Source organism: Myxococcales bacterium (genome assembly GCA_016703425.1).
Lineage (GTDB): Bacteria > Myxococcota_A > Polyangia > Polyangiales > Polyangiaceae > JADJCA01.
Genome location: JADJCA010000023.1, coordinates 25,607 through 47,823 on the forward strand (window position 1 = coordinate 25,607; position 22,217 = coordinate 47,823).

General features: G+C 68.5%; 20 protein-coding genes. 11 read left to right on the top strand and 9 right to left on the bottom strand.

Annotated features, from left to right (window positions below; genetic code table 11):
• Nucleotides 1-182 precede the first annotated feature (182 nt).
• On the bottom strand, nucleotides 183-698 hold the full coding sequence (locus IPG50_31615) for a hypothetical protein (protein ID MBK6696705.1): 516 nt from the start codon (nucleotides 696-698) through the stop codon (nucleotides 183-185).
• Nucleotides 699-796: 98 nt separating this feature from the next.
• Here IPG50_31615 and IPG50_31620 point away from each other — a divergent pair, with 98 nt between their 5' ends.
• From IPG50_31620 to IPG50_31645, 6 genes are all read left to right on the top strand, one after another.
• The gene (locus IPG50_31620) at nucleotides 797-1,327 is read left to right on the top strand and encodes a hypothetical protein (GenBank protein MBK6696706.1); all 531 of its coding nucleotides are present in this window, start codon (nucleotides 797-799) and stop codon (nucleotides 1,325-1,327) included.
• 663 nt (nucleotides 1,328-1,990) lie between these two features.
• Nucleotides 1,991-2,794 (top strand): hypothetical protein, encoded by an 804-nt coding sequence (locus tag IPG50_31625; protein ID MBK6696707.1) that lies wholly within the window; start codon nucleotides 1,991-1,993, stop codon nucleotides 2,792-2,794.
• Between the two features lie 160 nt (nucleotides 2,795-2,954).
• Entirely contained in the window at nucleotides 2,955-3,416 is a 462-nt protein-coding gene (locus IPG50_31630; GenBank protein ID MBK6696708.1) for a hypothetical protein, read from the top strand.
• A 144-nt stretch (nucleotides 3,417-3,560) separates the two neighbouring features.
• Nucleotides 3,561-4,472: a hypothetical protein gene (locus IPG50_31635; protein MBK6696709.1), complete on the top strand. Its 912-nt coding sequence runs from the start codon at nucleotides 3,561-3,563 to the stop codon at nucleotides 4,470-4,472.
• The gene (locus IPG50_31640; GenBank protein ID MBK6696710.1) at nucleotides 4,469-5,935 is read left to right on the top strand and encodes a hypothetical protein; all 1,467 of its coding nucleotides are present in this window, start codon (nucleotides 4,469-4,471) and stop codon (nucleotides 5,933-5,935) included. The genes IPG50_31635 and IPG50_31640 overlap by 4 nt, the downstream gene beginning before the upstream one ends.
• A gap of 33 nt (nucleotides 5,936-5,968) precedes the next feature.
• The gene (locus tag IPG50_31645) at nucleotides 5,969-6,667 is read left to right on the top strand and encodes a YebC/PmpR family DNA-binding transcriptional regulator (GenBank protein ID MBK6696711.1); all 699 of its coding nucleotides are present in this window, start codon (nucleotides 5,969-5,971) and stop codon (nucleotides 6,665-6,667) included.
• Nucleotides 6,668-6,704: 37 nt separating this feature from the next.
• Here the strand turns inward: IPG50_31645 and IPG50_31650 are convergent, their stop codons facing one another.
• Nucleotides 6,705-7,847, bottom strand: coding sequence for a hypothetical protein (locus IPG50_31650; protein MBK6696712.1), 1,143 nt, complete (start codon nucleotides 7,845-7,847; stop codon nucleotides 6,705-6,707).
• Between the two features lie 193 nt (nucleotides 7,848-8,040).
• On the opposite strand from IPG50_31650, the gene IPG50_31655 reads away from it, so the two are divergent.
• The 4 genes from IPG50_31655 (at nucleotide 8,041) to IPG50_31670 (ending at nucleotide 13,316) form a co-directional block, all read left to right on the top strand.
• The gene (locus IPG50_31655) at nucleotides 8,041-11,043 is read left to right on the top strand and encodes an AgmX/PglI C-terminal domain-containing protein (GenBank protein MBK6696713.1); all 3,003 of its coding nucleotides are present in this window, start codon (nucleotides 8,041-8,043) and stop codon (nucleotides 11,041-11,043) included.
• Nucleotides 11,044-11,149: 106 nt separating this feature from the next.
• Complete coding sequence (locus IPG50_31660; protein ID MBK6696714.1) at nucleotides 11,150-12,286, top strand: hypothetical protein; 1,137 nt, start codon at nucleotides 11,150-11,152, stop codon at nucleotides 12,284-12,286.
• Nucleotides 12,287-12,322: 36 nt separating this feature from the next.
• On the top strand, nucleotides 12,323-12,865 hold the full coding sequence (locus IPG50_31665) for a hypothetical protein (GenBank protein ID MBK6696715.1): 543 nt from the start codon (nucleotides 12,323-12,325) through the stop codon (nucleotides 12,863-12,865).
• Nucleotides 12,866-12,905: 40 nt separating this feature from the next.
• Nucleotides 12,906-13,316 carry a zf-TFIIB domain-containing protein gene (locus tag IPG50_31670; GenBank protein ID MBK6696716.1) on the top strand — a complete coding sequence of 137 codons (411 nt, stop codon included), beginning with the start codon at nucleotides 12,906-12,908 and terminating at the stop codon, nucleotides 13,314-13,316.
• 92 nt (nucleotides 13,317-13,408) lie between these two features.
• Here IPG50_31670 and IPG50_31675 read toward each other — a convergent pair whose 3' ends face one another.
• The 5 genes from IPG50_31675 to IPG50_31695 form a co-directional block, all read right to left on the bottom strand.
• Nucleotides 13,409-14,896, bottom strand: a complete 1,488-nt coding sequence (locus IPG50_31675; protein MBK6696717.1) for a hypothetical protein — start codon at nucleotides 14,894-14,896, stop codon at nucleotides 13,409-13,411.
• A gap of 115 nt (nucleotides 14,897-15,011) precedes the next feature.
• Nucleotides 15,012-15,509, bottom strand: coding sequence for an SRPBCC domain-containing protein (locus IPG50_31680; protein MBK6696718.1), 498 nt, complete (start codon nucleotides 15,507-15,509; stop codon nucleotides 15,012-15,014).
• Complete coding sequence (locus tag IPG50_31685) at nucleotides 15,506-15,874, bottom strand: winged helix-turn-helix transcriptional regulator (GenBank protein MBK6696719.1); 369 nt, start codon at nucleotides 15,872-15,874, stop codon at nucleotides 15,506-15,508. The genes IPG50_31680 and IPG50_31685 overlap by 4 nt, the downstream gene beginning before the upstream one ends.
• Nucleotides 15,875-16,053: 179 nt before the next feature.
• Nucleotides 16,054-16,770, bottom strand: a complete 717-nt coding sequence (locus IPG50_31690; GenBank protein MBK6696720.1) for a hypothetical protein — start codon at nucleotides 16,768-16,770, stop codon at nucleotides 16,054-16,056.
• Nucleotides 16,771-16,931: 161 nt separating this feature from the next.
• Nucleotides 16,932-18,173 carry a hypothetical protein gene (locus tag IPG50_31695; GenBank protein MBK6696721.1) on the bottom strand — a complete coding sequence of 414 codons (1,242 nt, stop codon included), beginning with the start codon at nucleotides 18,171-18,173 and terminating at the stop codon, nucleotides 16,932-16,934.
• A gap of 286 nt (nucleotides 18,174-18,459) precedes the next feature.
• Here IPG50_31695 and IPG50_31700 point away from each other — a divergent pair, with 286 nt between their 5' ends.
• Nucleotides 18,460-18,789 carry a hypothetical protein gene (locus IPG50_31700; protein ID MBK6696722.1) on the top strand — a complete coding sequence of 110 codons (330 nt, stop codon included), beginning with the start codon at nucleotides 18,460-18,462 and terminating at the stop codon, nucleotides 18,787-18,789.
• 49 nt (nucleotides 18,790-18,838) lie between these two features.
• On the opposite strand, the gene IPG50_31705 is transcribed toward IPG50_31700, so the two are convergent.
• Together IPG50_31705 and IPG50_31710 are read right to left on the bottom strand one after the other, a co-directional pair.
• Nucleotides 18,839-19,630 (bottom strand): hypothetical protein, encoded by a 792-nt coding sequence (locus IPG50_31705; GenBank protein MBK6696723.1) that lies wholly within the window; start codon nucleotides 19,628-19,630, stop codon nucleotides 18,839-18,841.
• A gap of 232 nt (nucleotides 19,631-19,862) precedes the next feature.
• Nucleotides 19,863-22,097, bottom strand: a complete 2,235-nt coding sequence (locus IPG50_31710) for a M3 family metallopeptidase (GenBank protein ID MBK6696724.1) — start codon at nucleotides 22,095-22,097, stop codon at nucleotides 19,863-19,865.
• Between the last annotated feature and the right edge of the window lie 120 nt (nucleotides 22,098-22,217).

A 22,217-nucleotide genomic window follows, 5' to 3' on the forward strand; every position in this document is an offset into this window, starting at 1 on the left:
GCGTACCGGCAGTTACCACGTCGGCCGGCGATTTTGTAGCGATCCCAACGTTTGAGCCGCGGAGGGCAAAAGCCGCCGATTTGGCCGTCATTCTGGAGACTCAAGGGAAAAGCGCGGGCGAACGAGGGGTTCAGGACGCGCTTTCCCGCGGCTTTGGTCGACTCGCGGCCGCCCTGGCCGCCTCACGGGGCCGATGGCAAACCTTCGAGGGCCGCCGTCAGGTCGGCGTCCTCCTGGCCTGTCACGGCGATTTTGCGCGCCGCCTTGGTCTCTCGATCGATCAAGGTGACGAGCATCATGTCCTTGTAGGTTCCCTGCACCACGTGACCGCCGCCGCGCACGCGGACCGTGCCCTGGTAGGTGAAGTCTGTGACGTATCGGACAACGGCCACGCTCCGCACGCTGGCGATGGGGGGTGAGGGGTCGAGCGCCTTGTTGATGCGGTGGAAGTCGAGTCGGTTGGTGTCGGGACCGTAGGCGACTTTGAACACGAGGTAGGGGCGGGGCAGCGCCGCCGTGGCGGACGGGTTGAGGCCGCCCGCGACGCCTTCGGCGAGCGCGAACATGTTCTCGGTGTCGTGACGCAACGTTTCGCCCACGTTGCCGTAGCGCTCGAGCGCCCAGTCGTTGGCGTTGGGCTTCTTGCACGCAGACGCGGTCAAGACGATGGCCGCGAGGATAAGGGCAGCTTTCCCCATGGCCGAAAACTATCACCGCCGCCAGCCGCGCCGCATGTCCATGCGCTCGCAAGGGCTAGCGCTTGTGCCAGCCCACGGAATCGTCTGACATGGCTCCCATGGGCCTCCTTCGTTCCGCCGCAGTTCCCCGCTCCCTCCTCGCGTCGACGTTCGTTCTCGCATCCCTCTCGTTGGGCGCATCCCTCGCAGCGTGCAGTAGCAGCGGCACCGATGGCAGTCCCGCCACCGCGGATGGGGGGACGACGACGGCAGACGGTGGCGTAGTGGCGAACGGGGAAGGGGGCGCCGCCGGTTCGGACTCCGGTACCAGCGTCACCGCGCCCGACGGCGCCGTCGCCTCTACGCCGGGCGCTCCGTCGCTCGGTGGCCAAGATGGCATCACCGGCACCTTCAACGGCGCGACCCACGCGCATACGGCCAGTCCGCTTCACGTTCCGCAGCAGACACCCACGGTCCTCATCGGTGCCAACGGCCCGACGACTCCGCTGCCGGACTCATGGGCTCTCCGTTTTCTCCCGCAGGTCGGCACCCAGACTTGCAACGGGCAGAGCTGGGCCACCCGAGCGATCCCGCAGTCTCCGTGCTCGATCGACCACGGGGAGGGCGGAAGGAAAGGGGGGGCTCGATAGCCCGTCCGACGCCCGATCTCCACGGGCGCCTCGCCGAGGCACCACAGGCTTGGAGCGCCACTGGCGCGTGTTCTTCTCCGACGGCCGACGTTCGCTCCAGACGACGTGGACGCGCTCGACTTTCGAGCTCGCGCGAGACCGTTCACTGAACGACGTCCGCGCCCTCGCGGCCGACAGAGCCAACCTTCGTCGCCAGCGGCGCATGCGACGCCGTCTCTGAGGCGATGTTGCTGGAAGCGCGCGACCAAGGGTTGGTCCGGCGCTCGAGCTGGCACCCCGCCCGAGCGCCTCCAGCGCGATCTCGGCCGTCAAGCGCGCTCAACAAGCTCGCCGATGGACCGAGGCGTCCAGGCGACCCCTCCGGTCCGCGTCCAGCGGCTCGGCCTCGCGGCCGGCAGAGTCCTCGGACTGCCAGCCGGTGGTGAATCGGGGACCAACGTCGCAGGACAGGAGCCGAGTACACCCGTGACTTTGGCCGACGAATTCGCGCCCCTCGCTCGACGAGGGGGCGCGACATTCGGCGAGCGAACTTCTGACTCAGGACTCTAGGCGAGCCTCGTCGCCTCGATAAACGCCATCGAGTCTGCCCGGTGGCGGTCGAATCCGTTCCGCCGCTGCGCGCGCGCTTTTTTTGGGCCTGAACTTCGGCTATCGACAGCGCCGATGCACCGCTCCCCCAAAGTACTTCTCGCTTCCTTCGGCACGCTCTCGCTCTCCCTCGCGCTTTCCTACGGATGCTCGAGCGACGACGAGGCGACGGCGCCTTCCGACGCGGGCAACGTCGAGGCGACGGCCGCCGATCGAAAGGTCACGACGACGCCCGATGCGGCAGGGGCCGTCGATGCGGCGGTGACGTGCGAGCCGCAAGACGTCAGCGCCTTCGAGCCGAATTGGCAGCCCCCGGCGCCGATGCGCGCGGGACGGTGCTCGCCATCGCAAGCCGCAGCCTTCTCGGAGTGCTCCTACGGGCATGCTGGCTACGATCAAGCCAAGTGCGACGCCTTCAACGCGGCTCCGGCGAATGCCGACTGCATCGCCTGCGCGGGTGGAGCCACCGTGGCAACGGCGGGATCGACGAACGTGAACTACGGCGGCTGCGTCGCCCATCTGACGGGCGACAAGTCGACAGCCGGGTGCGGCGCCAAGATCCAGGCGGCTGAGCAGTGTCAGCGCGCGGCCTGTGAGAAGGTGTGCCCCGTCGCCGCGGGCAACGACGCCCAGTTCAAGGCCTACACGAAGTGCCTCGACGACGCCTGGACGGACGTTTGCGGCAGCTTCTCGTCGGCGACGAGCTGCGCGGACGACTTCCGCAAGGGTACGGGCCCGGGCGCGGCGTGTTATCCAAACACCACAGACTTTGGCGTCATCATCCGCACCTACGTCGACTTCTTCTGCGCGAGTCCGGCCGGCGACGGCGGCACCGACGCCGCGAGCGACGGCCCCCACGACGCGACGAGCGGCGGCTGAGGCCCACCTCGCGCCCGCGGCTCCCGTCGGGCCGCGCGCTTCGCGTGAGCCGCGGGTGAGGGCTGGCGAGGTCCTCGCGCGGGCCTGCGCGCTAGGCGCGCTCATCGCCTCATGCGGACGCTCCCCGCCGCCCGCGCTAGAGGAGCCGAGCAAGCCACCGATGGCTCCCAGCATCGCGCAAGATGCCGGTGCCGGCGCGATCGCGGCGCAAGCGTCGGCGGTGGGGCAAGCGGGAAGGGAAGCCGGAACGGAGGGCGGAACGGAACCCGGAACGGGAGCCGACTGCGTCGCCGCACCGGAGCGCTCTACGGCGCGCCCCCATGACATCGACGGCGACGGCGCAGACGAGCTCGTGGTTCCCGAGGGACGAGAGCTCGTCTTCTACGCGGCGCGCGGGCGCTGCCACGCCGTCGTCGCTCGCGTTCCGCTCGCCGGTCGTTTCGCCTTCCTCTACGTGTCGGAGAAGGCGTCGGAGAAGGGCGAGACGAAGCGCGACATCGCCGTCGACACGTGGCTCTACCACGGCGATCGCAAGCGCGTCCGCTACTCCTTCCGGGACGGCGCGTACGTCGAGACGGGCACCGAGCAGCTCATCGAAGGCCCGCGCAGCAAGCGGCGGTGAGGCGCCGGTGGGGCGCCCTCGCGCGATAGACATCCCCGTCGATCGCGCACGCGCCAGGCGTGTGGTAGGACGGCGAGCGTCAGCTTCGGAGTGGTCCCGCGATCGTGCGGCGTCACGCTTTGGCCGACCCGAGACCCGCAACCCATGTCCAGAGACACCGTGACCACGGCAAAGCGCCCGCAAGCGATCGTGGCTCCCTTCAACACCGGCAAGGTCGACGTCACAGAGATCTTCGGTGCCTTCGCGGAGCTGGACGCGCTCTCGGAGGAGCTCGTCCAAAGCGAGCTCGGCGCATGGCTGGGGCCGGTCCCGAACCTCGACGCCATGGACAATCGCGAGCGGCGCGCGCAGGGGCTCCCGCTCAGGCCGCTTCGCCTCACCGCCGTTTCCGTGGCCACCGACGCCGACGTGCTCGACCTCGGGCCCATCGCCGAGGAGCAACTGCGCCTCGCGGGCAAGAGCTGGGACGGACAGGACCTAGCGCCGGAAGACCGCCTCGACGGTGAGCTCGAAGGCTCCTTCGCGGGGACGCTCGAGCGCCGCGTGCTCGCCGACGCCGACGCGAAGCGCAACACCCCGCTCTTTGACGTGCTCCTCTTTGCCGACGACGCGGGCATCGTCTTCGAAGCCGGCACCACGCGGCAGGTGGCCTTGATCGCGTACCGCAAGGTCGAGATGAAGGACGGTCGTACGCGCCGCGCCATCGAGGACGCCATCGGCGTGCCCGCCGTGCCATCGAGCGTCGCGCCGCCGGCAGCGGCCTCGGCCCCGTCGATGCCCGCGCTCGTGGTCGGCGAGAAGAGCGCCGAGAAGAACGCCCTAAGGAAAGCGCCCGCGGTGAAGAAGGTCTCGGCGAAGAAGAGCGCCCTGAAGAAAGCGCCCGCGGTAAAGAAGGCAGCCGCGCCCAAAGCGCCCAAAGTGAAGGCCGCCTCGAAGAAGGCTCCGTCGGCGGCGACGAAGGCCAAGGGAAGCGCGGAGAAAGCGTCACCGAAGGCGCCGAAGTCCAAGGCCGCTGGCGCGAAGCCCAAGAAGAAGGCGACCTCCCGCGCTGGATGATGCGCATCGCGCGCCGCTTGCTGCTGCCGGTGATCGTGCTCCTCGTGCACGGACGGTATGTCGGCTTCGGCTTCACTTCGCTCGATGACCTCACGCTCATTGCCAACGACCAAGCGTTTCTGACGAGCGCCGGCGTGTTGTGGCGCGCCTTCGCGCGGAGCTACTTTCACGCCGCCGAAGCGGCCCACACCTACGTCCGGCCCGTCGTGACGCTGTCCTATGCGCTCGACGCGCGTCTCTTTGGGGCGGCCGCCGGTGGCTATCACGCGACGAACGTCCTCCTTCACCTCGGCGCGTCGTGGCTCGTCTGGGTCCTCTTCTGTCGTGCAAAGCTGAGCGGTGCCGTCGCGACGGTCGCGTCCGTGCTCTTCGCTGTCCACCCCGTGGTCGTGCCGGCGGTGGCGTGGATTCCCGGTCGCAACGACTCGCTCTTGGCGGTGTTCTCGCTCGCTTCCGTCCTGGCCTATGGCGAAGCCCGTGTCGGCGCCCGCGCGGTCCGGTGGCGTGCGCTGCACATCGTGACCTTCGCGCTCGCGATGTTCACGAAGGAGACGGCGGTGGTCGTGCCGCTCCTCTGTTTGGCGTGGGGCCGCTGCGTCCCACAAGATGAGTCCAGCGCACGTCAACGATGCTGGCGCGTCGCGGCGCACTCGATCGGGTGGGCGTCGGTTATCGCGCTCTTCTTCGCCGCGCGAACTCGGGCACTGCCGGGAGCTGGGCCGCCACCGCTCGACGTCGCCGCGGCGCTCCGTCGCGCGCCTTTGCTCGTGGCTAGCGCGGGCAAGCTGCTTTTTCCCGTGAACCTCGCCCCCATCGCCACGCTCGAAGACACGACCTTGTGGCCCGGCGCGCTCTCGCTTGCGCTCGCCGCTAGCCTTATCGCCCTCGTCGTTCGCCGCGGCGGCAAACCGCGGACGGCGGTGCTCATCTTCGGCGGCGCGCTCTACGTTCTTCCCCTCGTTCCGACGCTCTTCGTGGGCGGCTCGCTCGCCCTCGAGAACCGACTGTACTTGCCCACCGCAGGCGCGCTCCTCGTCGTTGCGGAGTTGCTCGACCACGCGCGCATCGAACGCGCGCTCTTCCTAGCGTTTGCGTGTGTGACGGCGGCGGCGCTCGCGGCGCTGACGTTTGGCGGTGCGAGCGCCTACCGCGATCCCTTGTCGTTCGGGAAAGCCGCCGTGGCGGCCGCGCCGCGGTCCGCGTTGGCGCGCTTTACCTTGGGGCAAGCGCGCCAACTGCGCGGCGACCTCGACGCGGCGATGGGCGACTACGCGACGGCGCTTGCCATCGACCCCCGCGAGCCCATCGTTCGCAACAACATCGCGGTCGTTCACATGCGTCGCGGTGACTGGGCGCGGGCGGAGGCGGCGCTCCTGGCTGAGCTTGCCGTGAACCCCGGCTACGGGGCCGCGCTTCAGAACCTCGCCATCGTACGAGACCGTCTCTCGGCGAAGGGCCCGTGACCGCTGGCCGCCGCTGGGTTATGGGCTTTCGCCATGGGCGCACAGTGGAAGCAAAAGAACCGCGAGGCTTCGGCCAACGCGAAGGGCCGTATGTTCTCGAAGCTCGCCAAGGAGATCATGGTGGCGGCGCGCGGCGGCGCGGACCCGAACTCCAACGCGCGCCTTCGCATGGCCGTTGAGGCCGCGAAGAAGGCGTCGATGACGAAAGACACGCTCGAGCGCGCCATCAAGAAGGGCGCCGGGCTCACCGATGAGCCGGTTCAATACGAGACGGTGACGTACGAAGGTTTCGCGCCCAATCAGGTGCCGGTCATCGTCGAGTGCCTTACCGACAACCGCAACCGCACCTCCGCGAACGTGCGCGTCCTCTTCCGGAAGGGCCAGCTCGGCGCGTCGGGCTCCGTGTCGTGGGATTTCAACCGCGTAGGGCAAGTGGAGGCGACGCCGCCGGCCGTCGGTGTCGACGCCGAAGAGGCGGCCATCGAGAGCGGCGCGCAAGATCTCGAGAGCGACGACGACGGCACGACGCGATTCTTTACTGAGCCCGGTGACGTCGATCTCGTGAGCAAGGCGCTCGCCGATCGGAAGTGGACCGTCACCTCGGCGCAGCTCATTTGGAAGGCAAAGAACCCCGTCGCCGTCGACGACGCCAAACGCGCCGAGGTCGAAGCGTTCTTGGAAGGCCTCGACGAAGACGACGACGTTCAGAACATCTACGTCGGGCTCGCGTAGCGCTTCACCTCCGCCGCGCCGTCGGTCCGGTGCCGACCTACGCCGCCCACAGCTCGCGCGCGAGCTCGTCGACGAGTCGTTCGGCTTCTTGGCCGCCGGGTACCCCCAGCGAGCGCGGTGACGTCCCGAGGGCGACCTCGCGCCGGAGCTCGCGGGCGGCCTCTAGCATCGCCGCCCGCACGGCGGCTTGCGAGGACGCATCGAGTCGCGCGTCGAGCCAGCGGTGGAGATCCCAAGAGAGGGCCGCGTGGTTGGCTTCGTCTCGGGCGATGCCCGAGAAGATCTCTCGCACGCGCGGCGCCGTCGCTCGCCTTGCGATGAACATCGCCACGAGCGCGCCGTAGGTCTCGCGGACGCACCCCTCGACGGCATTCTCCAGCGCGATGACGGCGAGCTCGCGCGGCACTTCGGGGCTTGCGTGATGCCCCCCGGGAACCTCGCAGCCGGCCTCGTGAGCCAATTCGCCGACGAGCGCTGCGTGCCGGACTTCGTCGGAGCGCGCCGCTTCGACGCGCGAGAGGAGATCGCTTCCGGCGCCGTGCGCGATTAGCTCGTCGGCGAGGCCGCGAAAGGCTTCGATGGATACGGCCTCCAGCTCGGCGAGCCGCGCGAAGAAGGCGCCCTCGAGCGTCGTGACGTCGTCGAGAGCGCCCGGCGCGTAGACGGCGGGCCGACGGCCTCCGGGACAAGCGTTGCAAAGCAGCCGGGCAACGCCGGAGCCGGATACGAAGCAATAGGCCGCCTGGTTGGGCGGTGCGTCGCAGTAGGTGGCGCATTGCTGCGGGCTCAGTGATCCCGTTGGCAAGTCGCCTGCAATCTCGCACGGTACCTGACGCTCGTAGTAGTCGCAGGTGCTCGCGGAGGGGCGCTTGCCTTGCTCACCGCAACTGGAGAAGTCGATGGGGCCCGCGTCGACGTTGATGATGGGCACGTCTGGCGGATCCGTCACGGGTGGTTTTGGCGTCGACGCCTCGCGACCGCCGTCCCGCATGGTGCGTCCTGCGTCCGTTCGCGTTGTCGTGTCGTCCGCGGACGACGTCCCGCCGTCGCTGCCGCCGCCAGGAGCGACATCATCGAGCTGCACGCTTCCGCCACAGGCCAAACCCAAGAGCGGGACCATCGCGGTCGTGCTGGCGATGCGGAGGAGGAGCGATGCAAGGTCCACGGGGCGGTGCGTCATGCGCGGCGGCGAGCAACATCCGGGCCCGCCGATGCCAACGCTCCTCGCGGGGATTTCGGACCCGCCCGTGTGCCAGGGTGTGCCCGCTCCCCGCGCGGCCGGCGGAGCTGGCCCCGCAGCGAGCGATCTTCCCGTTCGGCGCCCCGCGTGACCCGCCGTGGACAGCTCCCGCTCGGTCACGTAGCGTCGCGCGATGTCCGCCTCTTTTAGCCCCGCAATCCGCGAATTTCTCGCCGCTCCCGACGCAGCGCGCCGCCTTGGGCCGTACCTGTGCAAGGAGCCGCTCGACAAGGCGGGCTCGGCGCCGGTCTTCAAGGCCGTCGAGGAGCACGCGGGGCTCAACCTCCGAGAAGTCGCCGTCAAGGTCTTCGACATCGGCAAGGCGAAGGCGGCCGAGGGGTGGCAGGCCCGCGTCATCGACGAAGCCCGCTCGCTCTGCCGCGTGCAGCACCCCAACGTCATTCGCTTCCACACGCTCGCGACGGACCCGAAGCGCGGCCTCATGGGCCTCGTCATGGAGTTCGCGGAAGGCATAAGCGTGGACAGGCAGCTCGAGGACCTGCCGCGCGGCGATGCCCGCAGGGTGGCGCTGGCCGTCGAAATAGGCATCAACATCTCGTCGGCGTTGGCTGCGGCGCACGCGGCCGAGGTCGTTCATTGCAACGTGAAGCCGTCGAACATCATGTTCAGCGGCGGGACGCATAAGCTCATCAACTTCGGCATCGCTGCGTCGCTCAGGACGAACACCGAAAAGAACGAAGAGCGGCGGGCGCGCCTCGAGCAGGACCTCCCGGCCGAGACCATCGGTCGCAAGGCGTCGACGCTCATCGGCGAAGAAAGCGATGGAGGCTCGCCCATCGCGGGGACCATCGGTTACGTAGACCCGGTCTGCGTGCAGACGATGTCGCTGCCCACGGCGTCGAGCGACCTCTACTCCCTTGGCGCCACGCTCTACCAATGCCTCGCCGGCGACGTCCCCGCGGTGGCGGCGTCGAAGCACAAGGGGGACAGCGGCGTTGACGCGAAGGTCATTGTCGGAGACGGACCCGCCACGCCGCTCGCCGACGTCGCGCCCTTTGTGCCGGCGGAATTGGCCAAGCTCATCGACTCGCTGGTGGCACCGACGCGCGAGGCGCGGCCCCGCTCGGCCGACGCGGTGCGCCGCAGCTTCGAGCGCATTCGCAGCGCCCTCGCGGGGCGCGAGCGCGCGCTGCCGCCGGAGGGCAGGGGGCCGTTTCCTGGGCTTGACCGGTACGAGGCCACCGATCGGGACGTCTTCTTCGGGCGCGCCGCCGAGATGGCCGGCGTGCTCGAGCTTTCGCGGACGCGCGGCCTCGTGGGCATCGTTGGCATGTCGGGGACGGGCAAGAGCAGCCTCACGCGCGCGGGCGTCGTGCCGGCTATCGAAGAGGGCGCCCTCGAAGGGTGGCCCACCAAGTACCGAAGCGTCGTCGTGACGCCGGGGCCCGATCTCATGGCGACGCTCACCGAGTCGCTCTCGAAGGTTCTCGGCGAAGAGCTCGCGGAGCACCCCGAGGCCATCGCGGAGCAGCTCGCGGCCGATGTCGACGCGAAGGGCGAGGGCATCGTGCTCTTGGTGGATCAGCTCGAGGAGATCGTGACGCTCCATGATGCGAAGCGCGACAAGGCGCGACTTCGCGCCCTCGAACTGTTGTCGCGGCTCGGCGAGGGGCACGTGGGCGTGCGTGTCATTGTCGTGGCCCGTCGGGACTTGCTCGACACCACGCTCGCCGTCGATCCCATTTCGCGCGCGCCCTCTCGCGCGGCATTCAGCCGCTGGCTCCCCCTCTCGAACGCCGGGTGGGAAGAGGTGCTCGACCAATCGCTCGAGGCGTATGGCTACCGCTTCGAAGACGACGACCTGCGTCGCGAGATCCTCGCCGACCTCGCGAATCGGGAGGCCGCTATGCCGCTCGCGCAGTTCGGTCTGGCCCGCCTTTGGGCCGCCCGCGACGAGAAGAAGAAGACCGTCACGCGCGCCGCCTTCAGCGCGAAGGACGGCATGCGCGGCGCCCTCGAGCACCACGCGGCGACGACGCTGACGTCCATCAAAATGCCGCAAGACAAGATGCGCGAGCTCCTGTTGGCCATGACGACACCCGAGGGGACGCGCGCGCACGTGGGGCGCGATGAACTCGAGAAGCGCTTCGGCGACGCCGCCAAGGAGGCGGTTCGCGCGCTCATGAACGCGCGACTCGTCATCGAGGAGAGGGCAGGGCTCACGCTCGTGCACGACTCGCTGCTGCAAGAATGGGGGCTGCTTCGCGGCTGGATCACCGACGCTCGTGACGATCGGATGCTCGTGGCGCAACTCGAGCGCGACGCGGCACGCTGGAACGTCTCCAAGGACGTCGCCGAGCTGTGGCGCAAGAGCCGCCTCGCGGCCGCCATCGAGTTGTGGCGGCGCGCGACGTTGTCCCTCAGCGGCGCGGCGCGCGATTTCTTGATGAAGAGCTACCGCGAGGAGCGAAAGCTCGTCTACGCGTTTCGCGGCCTGATTTTCCTCGTGGTCGCGCTCGTCGTGGGCGGCTCGCTCGTCTATGCGAAGGAGAGCAGCGAACGCGCCGTTCAAGCGCAGAAGGCGGCCGACGCGCTGGCGGCGGCCCTCGCGGAGGTGAAGGTTTTGAAGCGCCTGGCCGAGGAGAACGGCATGGAAGCGGCGGCAACGGCAGGCCTGCTGCACGATCTGCAGAAGAAGATGGCCGACGAGCGCGCGTCGTTCGGAGCCAACGTCGAGGCGACGCTCAAGAAGGTGGCGACCGCGACCAACCTCGGCAGCGCGCAGAAGGCGACCGCCGATCTCTCGTCGAAGGGACCCGCGCAAAACCAGATGGTGCCGCTGCCGATGGGCCTCGCGGGCCCCGGGCCGGGCGGCCCCGCGGGACCGTCGGCTGGTGGTGGCGGGTTCGATCAAGCGTCCATCGAGCGCGTCGTGAACAGCCGCAAGGCTGGCGTCAAGCGCACTTGCCTTGAGCGGAGCGCGAGCACCGCCTCCACGACAAAGGTGACGGCGATGCTGACCATCGCGCCCTCGGGCGCCGTGCAGAGCGTGACGTCGACGGGCGACGAGCCGGTGGTTGCGAAGTGCATCGAGCAGCAGCTCCGCAACTGGTCGTTCCCGGCGCCCGGCGAGGTGAAGCAGGTCCAGATCCCGTTCGTGTTCGTGCGGCAGTAGGCGTGTCCCAAGGGCCGCGGACGTGGCCTGGGGGCCACCGGTCGCCTTGAACGCGCGGCGAAATCGGCGCGAACGTCGTCGGCACGGGCCTTGAACGACGTGCTGCATGCGGAAGTTACCGTTTCTGACGCTCCTGCTCGTGTCCTGCGCGTCGGCGGACACCGACACCTATCCCTCGCGCGGTGCGGCGCCAGAGCCCGCGCTTGTGGAGGTCGCCGACGCGGGACCGCACAACGAGGGGAGCGCCCCCTCGCTCGCGCGCTATTCGGTGAACACCGACGCGCGCCCCGACGCCGAGCCACCGACCACGCTCGACGCGGAAACGCTCGCGCGCAGCGCCTACCTCGCCTGGGGCCTTCACGACGCGCGCGGCGCCAGCGACGCGCCCGACGACCCAACCCGAGAGCCTAAACGCTACCTGACGTTGGCCTTCGACGCCGAAGGCAACGTGCTCGGCCGCGCATCTCGCCCGCATTTCGTCGTGGGCGGGCGCGTGGTGCGGTTCGACGTCGAGGAAGTCGCCGTGGGTCGCGTGCCCTGCGCCACCTTCGTAGACGACGATGTGACCGTCGAACGAGACATCGCAAAGGCGCTCGTGGAGGAGTCGGAGCGCGAGCGCAAAGACCTTGCTGCCGAGCCCATGCGCGTCGTTGATCGCGCGAGCTTCGTCGACGTGACGACGGGGGAGCGCATCGTCGTGGCGGACTTCGCCCCGGGCGACGCGACCAACGACTTCGCATTTTCCGCGTCGCTCGAGGCCACCTTGGGCGCGCACGCGTTCATGACGACGTTTTCGTGGAGCTACGGATGCGGCGCCCATGGCAGCGGGGGGCAGTCGGCGCACGTCTTCGATCTGTCGCGGCCGGGCCTCGCCGTGGACGTTGAGCCGGTCGCGGAGCTCGCCCCGGGCGACCTCGATGCCTCGCGGCCGGAAGCCGAGCGATCGCTTCAAGGTCTGCGGGCCGAGTGGGGCGGCGAGAGCGATGCGATCGCGGCGCAATTCGTCGAGCTCCGGCCTCACTACGATCGGGCCGGCGCCCTCTCCGCGTACGCGCGGTTCGTCGCGGGCGCGCCCTATGCATTTTCCACCGGCTGGGGCTCGTATTCCATCGATGCCTTCGCGAAGCTCCCGCGCGCGCCCGCCAGGTGGCCCACGTCGACGCCAGAGGTAGTGGCGCGCGTCGCGCGAGCGGAGCCGTCGTTCGCGCTGCGAGGCGTCAGCGGAATGCTGAGGGCGCGCTGAGGCGCCAACGGAGGAGGGGTGAGGTACCCTTCGCCGATGGGACGCGTCTTCCTCGCTCTGCTCACATGCTGCGCCATCACTTCATGGGTTGGCGCGGCCTACGCGAGCGGGCAGGGGGCCTTGATCCTCGTGTACCTCGCGCTACCGGCGCTCGTCGCGTACTTCTTTGGGTTCCTCGGCCTAGGTCTACTGCTCGTGGCCAAAGAGCACCGACGACTCTTTGTGGCGCTCTATCTCGGCGCCATCGTTGCGGCGCACGTGATGTCGCGCTGGGTCCCTGACGTCGTCGCACTCTTCGTCGCGTCGCTGCCGGTGCTGTTCGCCATCTGGGACCGCGGAGGTCGGAAGGCCATGCTCGTCGCGGCCCTTGTCATGGCACCGCTCGGCTACGTCCACGCGCGCTCGATGGCTTGGGCTTTCGACCGCATGATCTGGGTCGAGCCGTGTCTCATGGCGCTGCCACTCGTCCCCTTCGCGGTGGCTTGCTGGCGGGCCGGCCTGCGCAGGCTATCACTCGTGACCCTTCCGGCGTATCTCGCGCTCACGTACCTGTTCTTCGCATACCAGCTTCATCGGTGAGCGCGTCGCGTGTCGCGTTTTCGTGGGACCATCGGCCTTCATGAATTGCCCGCGCTGCCGTCATCGAACGCTCTCTTCGGCCTACCGTGAAGCGCCGAGCCAGCCGGTGGCCCTCCTGGACGAGCGCCACGCCTCGGGCGCCACGCTCCACCGCTGCAAGAGCTGCTTCGCGGTCTTTGCGCCGCACGGGAGCCTCGAACTCGTGGAGAGCCATGCGCGGGACCTGGCGCGCGTGCGCGTTCCCGACGGCGAGATGGTGCGGCGCGCATTTGCGCCCACGAGGCCATCGCGCGCTGCCATCCGGTGCCCCGCGTGCGATGGCGAAATGAACGAGCGCGAGTGGCGCACGGCGACGCTCGTCTTCGTCGACGTGTGCGCCGAGTGTCGAGGCGTATGGCTCGATCCGGAGGAGTTTGAAGCGCTCGAGGCGACGTTTCGTTCCGAGCGGTGAGGTGCCGCTGTTCCAGACTGACCCACAAGTTCCACGCCGGGTCTCCGGAGGCGCAGCGAACGGGGTCGTGCCTTGTTCGAAGGGGCCGTGGGCTACAGCTCGCCGCTGGTGACTTCAGCAAAGGTCGACGCCGGTAGCTCCGCACCGAGGGCGTAGTAGGCCTTGGTCGCCTCGGCAGCTGCACCGACGCAGGCCTTGCCGGCGTCGAGGGTGTAGATGGGCCCCGTATGTTTTGCGCCGCGCGCAAAGACCCGCGTCCCACTGCACTCCACGCCTGACGCCATGGTGATGAACGCGAGCGTCTCGCACGCCTCCGCCGTGGCCAGCCGCACGGTACAGGCGGCGTCGGCGAAGGCATCGCCCGCCCGCCCCGTGTCATCGAGGAATAGCCGCGTGGGCGGCGCGCAACGCGCCGAGCCCCCGAGCAGCTGCGGAAAGCACAGCTCACCCTCTGCGGTGACGAACGACTCGTCTCGCGCGACGGTCTGCCCGCCGCTCTGCCACTCGACGGTGCGCACGGGGCCGGTTCCTGCGAGCACACGGTCCACGCTCGGGAATTCCTGCTCCGAGACCGGCGCGCCGATGCCCACGACGGGCGTCGGGGACGCGTAGGCTGTGCACGCGCTGCCGCCGCCACCGCTGAACGGGCTCGCGACGACCGCTCCGACGGTGAAGAGGGAGGTCTCACCCTGGAGATCGCACGTGTCGCGCAGCTTCCTCGCGGCCACGTATTTTGCCGTGCAAGCGAACGTCACGGCGGCGTTGGTGGTGCATGTGGCGTCGGCGAAGATGTTGGGCAACACGTCGGCGCGCTCGGTGGGCAAGCAACGCGTCCCCGAGGCAGTCCGATCGGGGCGGCAGGCGACGTCGTGCTTGTTGTCGCGTACCGACTGAAGTTGGCGTAGCCCATCGTCGCTCACCACGAAGCGCGCCTTGAGCTCTGTCCCGCGCGCTTCGTCCGCCGTCGTCACCTTCACGAACGATGCTGGTGGGATCTCGGCGCCGAGGGCTGAGAAGGTTCCGCTGCCGGGGGCAACGGCCGTGCACACGCCCTCCTCCGAGAGGAAGAAGACCGAAGCCGGTGTGGCGATGGGCGAGCCGACCGCGAAGACGGTCGTGGCCCTGGTCCCACACACGTCGCTGCCGGGGTCGGCGCGGAGGGCGACGGTCGACACGATCGAGGGCGCAAGCGCTCCGAGGTTGCACTTGGGCGGGATGTACTGCGTGCGCGCGACCGGCGACTTGCATGACGCGTCGGTGAACACGATCTCCTGCGTCGTGTTGGTCGGGAGGCACCGCATCTCGCCGTCGGTCGCCTTGCGCACGTTGCAGAACTCGTCGCGCTGCGCGTCCTTGAGGCCCGTGACCTGGAACGCGTCACCGGCGCGCCGCACGAGGAGCTTGAGCCGACTGCCGCTCTTGAACGCGGGCGCCGCGATCGGAAGCGAAGCGTCTCCAGAGGCGTCGGCTTCCAGCGCGCCACCGTCGGGGGAGGGGGCGTTCGCGGAGGAGGCCTCGCTGCTGCTGCACGCGACCGGGAGTAGCACGAGGAGCGAGGCACCGAGGGACGCACGTATCATCGTGGCAGCGTAGTCGATGTGCCGTCGACGGCTCGCACGAAGCCATCGCAAATGCGCGCTCGCGGCGCGCCCCGTGCGCGGGGGTCGGGGCAGGTGCCCCGCGACCCCGCACCGTTCAACCGCCCTTGTGAGCTGCTCCCCGGCGCGTGGCGACGAGGCGCTCGAGCTTGCCGAGCTCGCTCTCCCAGCCCGCAACCATGCGGCCCGTCCAATCGTCGTCGTGCATCGCGGAGAGTGTGAGGACGATGCGAACCCCGCTCGGAGCCGGCCCGAAGTCGACGCTCATCGCGTTTTCGTAGGGCGCTTGGTTGGGGACGAAGTCGACGTGGTTCATGTACGCGAGGCGCTTGTGGCGGGTGACCTCCGTGTACGAGATGCGCGTCTTGGTGACGAGCGGCATGCCCGCTTGCTTCATGAACGCGATCTGCGGGGCGCCTACCGCCGTCATGGCGTAGTGGAGCTGCCCGCCGGCCCGCAGGTCGAGCTCGATGACGTCGACGCGAAAGCCATCGGGCCCCCACCACGACTCGATGCCGTCCTTCGTGGTCCACAGGTCCCACACGTCGTCCATCGAGGCGTCGTAGGTGCGTTCGAGTTGGATGGTCCTCGTCATCGCTTCTTCTCCTTGGCGTTGTCTTCCGTGTCTTTGGCTTTGGCGGCCATGCGGGCCTTCTGCTTCTGAGCGAGGGCTGCCGCGAATCGATCGAGCCGGGCTTCCCACAACGTGCGGTAGCCGGCGAGCCAAGCGTCGAGCTCGCGGAAGGGCTCGGCACGCAACGTGTAGTACCGATAGGGGCCCTCGGGCCGCACGCTGACGAAGCCCGCCTCGTGAAGGATGCGCAGGTGGCGCGAGACCCCTGACTGGTGGATCGAGAGGGCGCGGACGATGTCGTTCACGGTTCGTTCGCCGCCGCGGAGCGCCTCGACGACGCTGCGCCGCGTGGGGTCTGCCAAAACCTCAAAGGGGTCGGGGTGCATCAGTGTGCATATGCATATCAGTGCATATTGTCGCGTGCAAGGGCTGGCCGACGGGTCGGTGTCGGTGCGGCACACGAAGAAGCGCCTCTCCCTACGACTTCGGCTGTCGAGCGAACGAGCGGCTGAGTTGAGGCGGGGCTGAGCCGCGCCCCGGCTCAGAGTGCGTGCGCACGCATCTGTCAGCGACTGAGGGCCGACCCGGCCGCCTCGGCGCAGACCATTCCCGTGCCCCAGGTGGCCATCGACGTCAGGCTGATGGCCGCGACGGCGGTTATGCCGGTAACGGCCGCGAGGGGAACGCAAACGAGAGAGGAAGCGCCCAGCGTCAAGACTTGGCTGACGGCGCACGCCGGCAGGGCGGCGAGACCCGAGGCGGCGGCAGCCGTGAGCGCTGCAACCGTTCCGGCTATGAGGGTGATGCCGAGGGACTTCGCACAATCCTTCCCCGTCGCGCTCAGCGGCCGAAGGGACTGCGTACCGGTCGACACCGAGCGTTCCACCCTAGCGTGGAGCGCCGCGAAGTCGGTGGTCATAGCGGCCAGGCGCTCCGGCGTGAGGACGACGGGCTCGTTGGCCTTCGGCGAGCGGAACCAGACGTTGCTACCGGTGCTCACGATGTCGAGCGCCGGCACGCGAGTCTTGCCGGACGCCAGTCGGTAGCCGGACGCGACGAAGTACGACGCGCCGTCCTTGTTCACCAGGCTGTAGTCCCAAACGTCGACGCCAGACACCGTGGAGTCCACAGAGGTCACGTCAGAGGCGTAGCGCTTCGATTCGACCTCGCCGGCGACAAGCGCGCCCTCGTCGGTCTCTTCCTCCTGCTCCGTCGGGGCGTTTCCGGAACATGCGACGGCAAAGGACGCAAGACCAGCGAGCAAGGCAATGCGGACGTTCATTGGGGGCCTCCAAGGAAGACGGTGGCCCCAGCCATGCACGACCGGTGCCGCCGCTTACCGGACCGGCTCCGCCAAGATTTGCGCGCCGCGTCGAGTCACGCCCGGGTGCCGGGCGCGCGTCGCCTCTCTATTGGAGATCGCATCGCGTGTCCGAGAGCCAGTCACGGCTTGAGGTCGATGGCGTAGGTCTCGGTGGCGGGTTGCGTGAAGCCTTGGCGCGTGTAGCGCACGAACAGCTTGTACTGGCCAAAGGGCAGGTCGATCCCCGTGCCCGTCGAGCAGCCAGGCACCTTGAATTGGCCCGCCGTCGTGGGCCAGCTCACGATCGGAGTGCCGTCAGTCTTCGTGAGGCTCCACGTGCCGCGAACCTTGCGTGTCGAGCCGTCATCCGTCGTGACGTCGACGTCGTCGACGTCGAGGCGTCCCCAGGTCGTGACGGCCGGTGCGTCGCCGGGCTTGGCGGCGATGGCGACCGGCACGGTGAGGCCGTTCGGTAGGAAGAAGGTGTAGGCCGTCTTCGTCAGCGAGATCGACGGATCGCCCACGTACTCGCCGAAGAGCTTTTCTTCCCCGGACGCGAGTCGCATGAGTTGCTGACCGGTGACTTGGCGTCCGCCCTGCGATAGCCCCTTGATCGTGACCCAGCCAGAGCCGGAGAGCCCGCCGGAGTATTGGACGTAGGGCGAGCTCGAGTCTCGGACCACGACGGGGCATTCGGGAAGCTCACGCACGGGAGCGCGGAGCACACCCAGGCGACGCTGCGCGGGAGCGCCCAGCCGAACGTCGGTGACTTGGCCGCCGCTCACCACGACGTCTTGTCCGTCGAAGACGCCGTAGGTCAGGTGATACGTGCCGGGGACCGTCGGGATGGTTACCCCGAGCTCGTTTTGGGGATAGAGGCGACCCGACGGCAGCGGCGTCGGGAACTTCCACTCGAGCTTGTCGCGGAACGTCGAGCCACCCGCCCAAGCGGGATTCCAAACGCCCACCTCGGTGCCCCACGCGACCTTTGAGAAGTCCGGTGCGGCGCCAACCTTGACGGCGCCGAGCGCGAAGGTGACCGTCGTTCCCGCTTTCACCAGCGGGCCGGCGGCGACGTTGCCCCATCGGTTGGTGAGCTCCAGGCGCACGATGCCTTCCTTCGTCGCGAAGGACTGATTCAAGACCATCGGCATCGAAACCTCGCCGCGCCCCTGCTCCCACGGCAGGGTGACCCGCGCGTTGTCGTAGCCCTTAAGGTCCACCGGCGATGTGATGATCAATTTGCCCGGGGTCGTGTCGGTCCCGCCAGGCTTGACCCGGTACTCGTCCTCCGTCGTGCCGCCCTCGTCCCCCGCATCGGCGGAACAAGCCACGGTGCCGAGCGCGAACGACGAGACAAGCAGCAGCGGCGGAACCTTCATGTCGGCGCTTACGGCGCGAGAGGCGACTGGCTTCCCCGCTCCCGTGTCGCGGGCCGTTTTGCCCCCGCGGATGACCCGCAGTGGCCCTGTTGGAGGGCCAATTCAGCCTGCCCCGTCGAGGGAGCGCCCGCACCCGCGAGCCGGCGACTCTCCCCAGCCCGCGCGCGCGCGCACACAGCCCGCGCGCGACCCTGGGAGGTTCACTGAAATCCGCAGGCGCGCGCCCTGCCGCCCGGTGGCATTGCGGTTGCGTAGGAGGGCTCACCACCTGAAAGGACTCCCTCAAATGTCGACCATCCGCGTCTCCTCCGCCTCCCTCATTGCCCTGCTGTTGACCCTCGGCGCCGGCTGCGCCGGCTCCGCCGAAAGCCCGTCAGAAGACTCGCCCACTGAGGGCGCGGCGCACGAGAGCGAGGGCGCTGAGATTGGGCAGGCGAAGTCCGCGCTTCGGGCCTCTGGCGGTCTCAGCGCCGACGGCGACTCGTGCACCGTGCGGACAAACCCCGACGGCACGACGGTTCCGGGGACCGTGAGTGGCCTCGAGTGCTGCGCCACGGCAGACTCGAAAGACTGCGTCATCATCCTCAAGCCGTTTCCGGGCGTCTTTCGGCGCTGAGCGAAGGCCGGCGAAGGCGTGCGAGCCTCGCGGGAGATCGGCTGGCCGCTCAGCGCGCCTTGCAGCGGAGCGTCGCGACGTGAATCTCCTGCCCATTCTCCGTCGAGACCACCTCACCGGTCGTTCCACGAACGCGCACGACGTGCGTGAGGTCGCCGTCGCGCACGACGCGGGCGTCGAGGCCCTCGGCCGATGGCGTGATGGTGACGGCGTCGCCGTCCTTCGTGCTGAAGGCTGACGAACCAATCCACAACTCCATGAAGCCGTTGTCGGGTGCACGATAGAAATCGACGGAGGGGTACTCATCCACCGAGAAGCTCTCCTCGAAGATCGTCATGTCGTCGACCGCCGTCGCCTTGCAGTCTCCGACGAGGGCCTTCGTGCCGTCCGCGGCCTCCACCAGGCGAACCTCCGTGCGCGGCGCTCCTTCGCGATCGATCTGGAGCTGGAGTCTGCCGTCGTCGTCGTTCCGGTAGCGATAGGTCTCCACCTGGCCGTCGCCGGTCTTGAAGTGGAGGAGCGTGCGCGTGAACTCGGGCATCGGCTTGGTGGAGGTCGTGAACGTGCCGGTGGTCTTTCGCGTCGCGAGGCGGCGCCCTTCCTTCTTCCACTCGGTGCGCTCGAAGGTGCCTACGGCGCCTTCAGCGCCTTCCTTCAAGACGAGGCGCTTCACGAGGCCGTCGCGACCCGGGTACCGGTATTCGAAGGTCCCGAAGCGAACCTTTGCGGTCGCGGCGCTCTCGCCCGTTAGGGCCCCCTGCGCGTTTTCGTCGTCGCTCGAGGACGCCGGGGCACACGCGAACGCCCCGAGGGCAACCGTAAAGACCATGGCTCGGATCATGGCGTCCGCGGGTGCACGTGATGTGCCGCGGCAGGGGCCCGAAATTTCGCGCGCCGGCGAGCGCGCCTGTGTCCCGCGGAGGGCTTCTATCGATCGCGTTCGGGGGGACGTGGGATCCGGTACGTAAAACTCCAGTCCTTGAGCGCACCGCGTAACGCTCGGCGGCGTCAGACGTGACCCGAGGGTAACGGGCCGGCGACGCCAACGAGGCCAACGGCGAACGAACGCGCGCCTAGTTCTTCTTCGGGGGCGCGGCCGCCTTGGCGAAGCCGCGCTTGCGCATGAGCGCCTTGGTGTCGACGTCGCGCCCGCGAAACGAGCGGTACCCTACTGCAGGATCGACCGTGTCGCCGACCGAGAGCACGTGCTTGACGAGTCGCTCCGCGACGGCAGCGTCGTAGGGACCTTTGCCTTCCGTGAAAGCCTCAAAGGCGTCGGCCGTGATCGCGTCCGACCAGAGGTAGCTGTAGTAGCCCGCCGAGTAGCTGTCGCCGGCGAAGACGTGGTTGAACTGCGGCGTCCTGTGACGCATCACGATCTCCTTGGGCATGCCGAGCTCGGTGAGGGTCTTCTTCTCGAAGGCGTCGGCGTCGACGTCCCTGTCGCCTTCGAGGTGGAGCTTCATGTCGATGAGCGCCGCGCTCAGGTATTCGACGGTGGAAAAGCCCTGGTTGAACGTCTTGCTCCTCTCGAGCTTGGCGGAGAGCTCCTTGGGCATGGCCTTGCCCGTCTCATGGTGCAGCGCGAACTTCGAGAGCACCTCGGGCGTCGAGAGCCAGTGCTCGAGGAGCTGCGAAGGAAACTCGACGTAGTCGCGCGCGACGCGCGTGCCGGCGAGCGACGGATAGGTGACGTTTGACATGAGCCCGTGCACGGCGTGGCCGAACTCGTGGAAGAGCGTCTGCGCGTCGTCCCAGCTCACGAGCACCGGTTCGCCGGGCTTGCCCTTCACGAAGTTTGCGTTGTTGCTCACGATGGTGGTGACGTCGCCCTTCATCCGCTCTTGCGCGCGGTAGGCGTTCATCCACGCGCCGGATTTCTTGCCGGGACGCGCGTAGGGGTCGAAATACCAAAGGCCGACGTGTTTGCCGGCGCGCGTCTTCACCTCCCAGACGCGCACGTCGGGGTGGTACACCGGCACGTCACTGATCGGCGAAAAGACGATGCCGAAGAGCTCGCCGGCGACCCAGAACATGCCTTCGCGGAGCTTGTCCATCTGCAGGTACGCCTTCACCTCGTCGCCATCGAGGGCGTACTTCGCTTTGCGCACCTTCTCCGCGTAGAAGCGGTAGTCCCAGGGGGCGATCTTGCGCTTCAAGCCCTCCTTGTCGGCGATGGCCTGCATCGCCGCGACCTCTTCGCGCACGCGGCCCGTGGCCGCGGGCCACACGTCTTGCATCAGGGCCATGGCGCGCTCCGGCGTCGCCGCCATCGTGTTTTCGAGGCGCCAGTGGGCGTGCGTCTTGTAGCCGAGGAGCTTGGCCCGCTCCGCGCGGAGCTTCAGGATCTCGGCGATGTTCTTCTTCGTGTCGTGGGCGTCGCCGTTGTCGCCGCGCTTGATGAAGTTCTTCCAAACCTTCTCGCGGAGCTCGCCGCGTGTCGATGTCGTGAGGAACGGCTCGACCGACGAGCGCGTATTGGTGATGGCCCACTTGCCCTTCTGACTGCGCGCTTCGGCCGCGGCGGCAGCGCCGGCGCGTACCGAAGGCGAGAGGCCTGCGAGGTCGGCCTCGCTCTCGAGCCAGGTGATGAAGCCTTCTTCGTCGGCAAGGACCTTTTGGCTGAAGTCTGTGTAGAGCGACGCCAGGCGTCCGTTGATGGCGCGCACGCGCGTCTTCGCCGCGAGGTCGAGCTTCGCGCCGGCGCGGACGAAGTTCGTGTAGCGCTTCCACGTCAGGCGCTGCTGCTCCGGCGTGAGCTTCGCCTTCTCGGGAGCGTTGTAGACCGCTTCGATGCGCGCGAAGAGCTTTTCGTTCTGCGTGATCTCGTCGGTGAAGGCCGCGAGCTTGGGGGCCATCTCGCGTTCGATGGCTTGAAACGCTGCGTCGGCCATCGCCGACGACCAGATTCCGTAGAGCGTCATGACACGATCAAAAGCGCGCCCCGCGTCTTCGAAGGCGACGAGGGTGTTCTCGAAGGAGGCCGGCGCGGCGTTGTCCGTGATGGCCGAGATGTCGCGGCGCATCTCGTTCATGGCGGCGTCGAGCGCTGGCGCGAGGTGCGCGACCTTGACCGTGTCGAACGGGGGGACGCCGCCGTGCGGGCCGGTCCAAGCGTTGAGCAACATGTTGTCCTTTCCCACGGCGCGAGGCGCCGAGGTGGGAGCGGTTGTTGAGGCAGGCTTAGGTGACGCCGCCGTGGCTGCAGCGGCTGGCGCTTCAGACGGCGCACTCGGCGCCGCGGCACAAGCCGCGAGAACGGGAACGAGCGACAGAACGAGGGCGGGGAGGGCGGAGAGCTTGCGCATGGCGCGCGCACTATAGGGTGTCTCGGCGCCTCGCGCCGCTCAGGATCATCGCGAGTGCGGGCGCGCTCGGATACGGTGGAATCGCGCGCCGCAGGGGCGCGTTCTTCTACCCACGAGCTC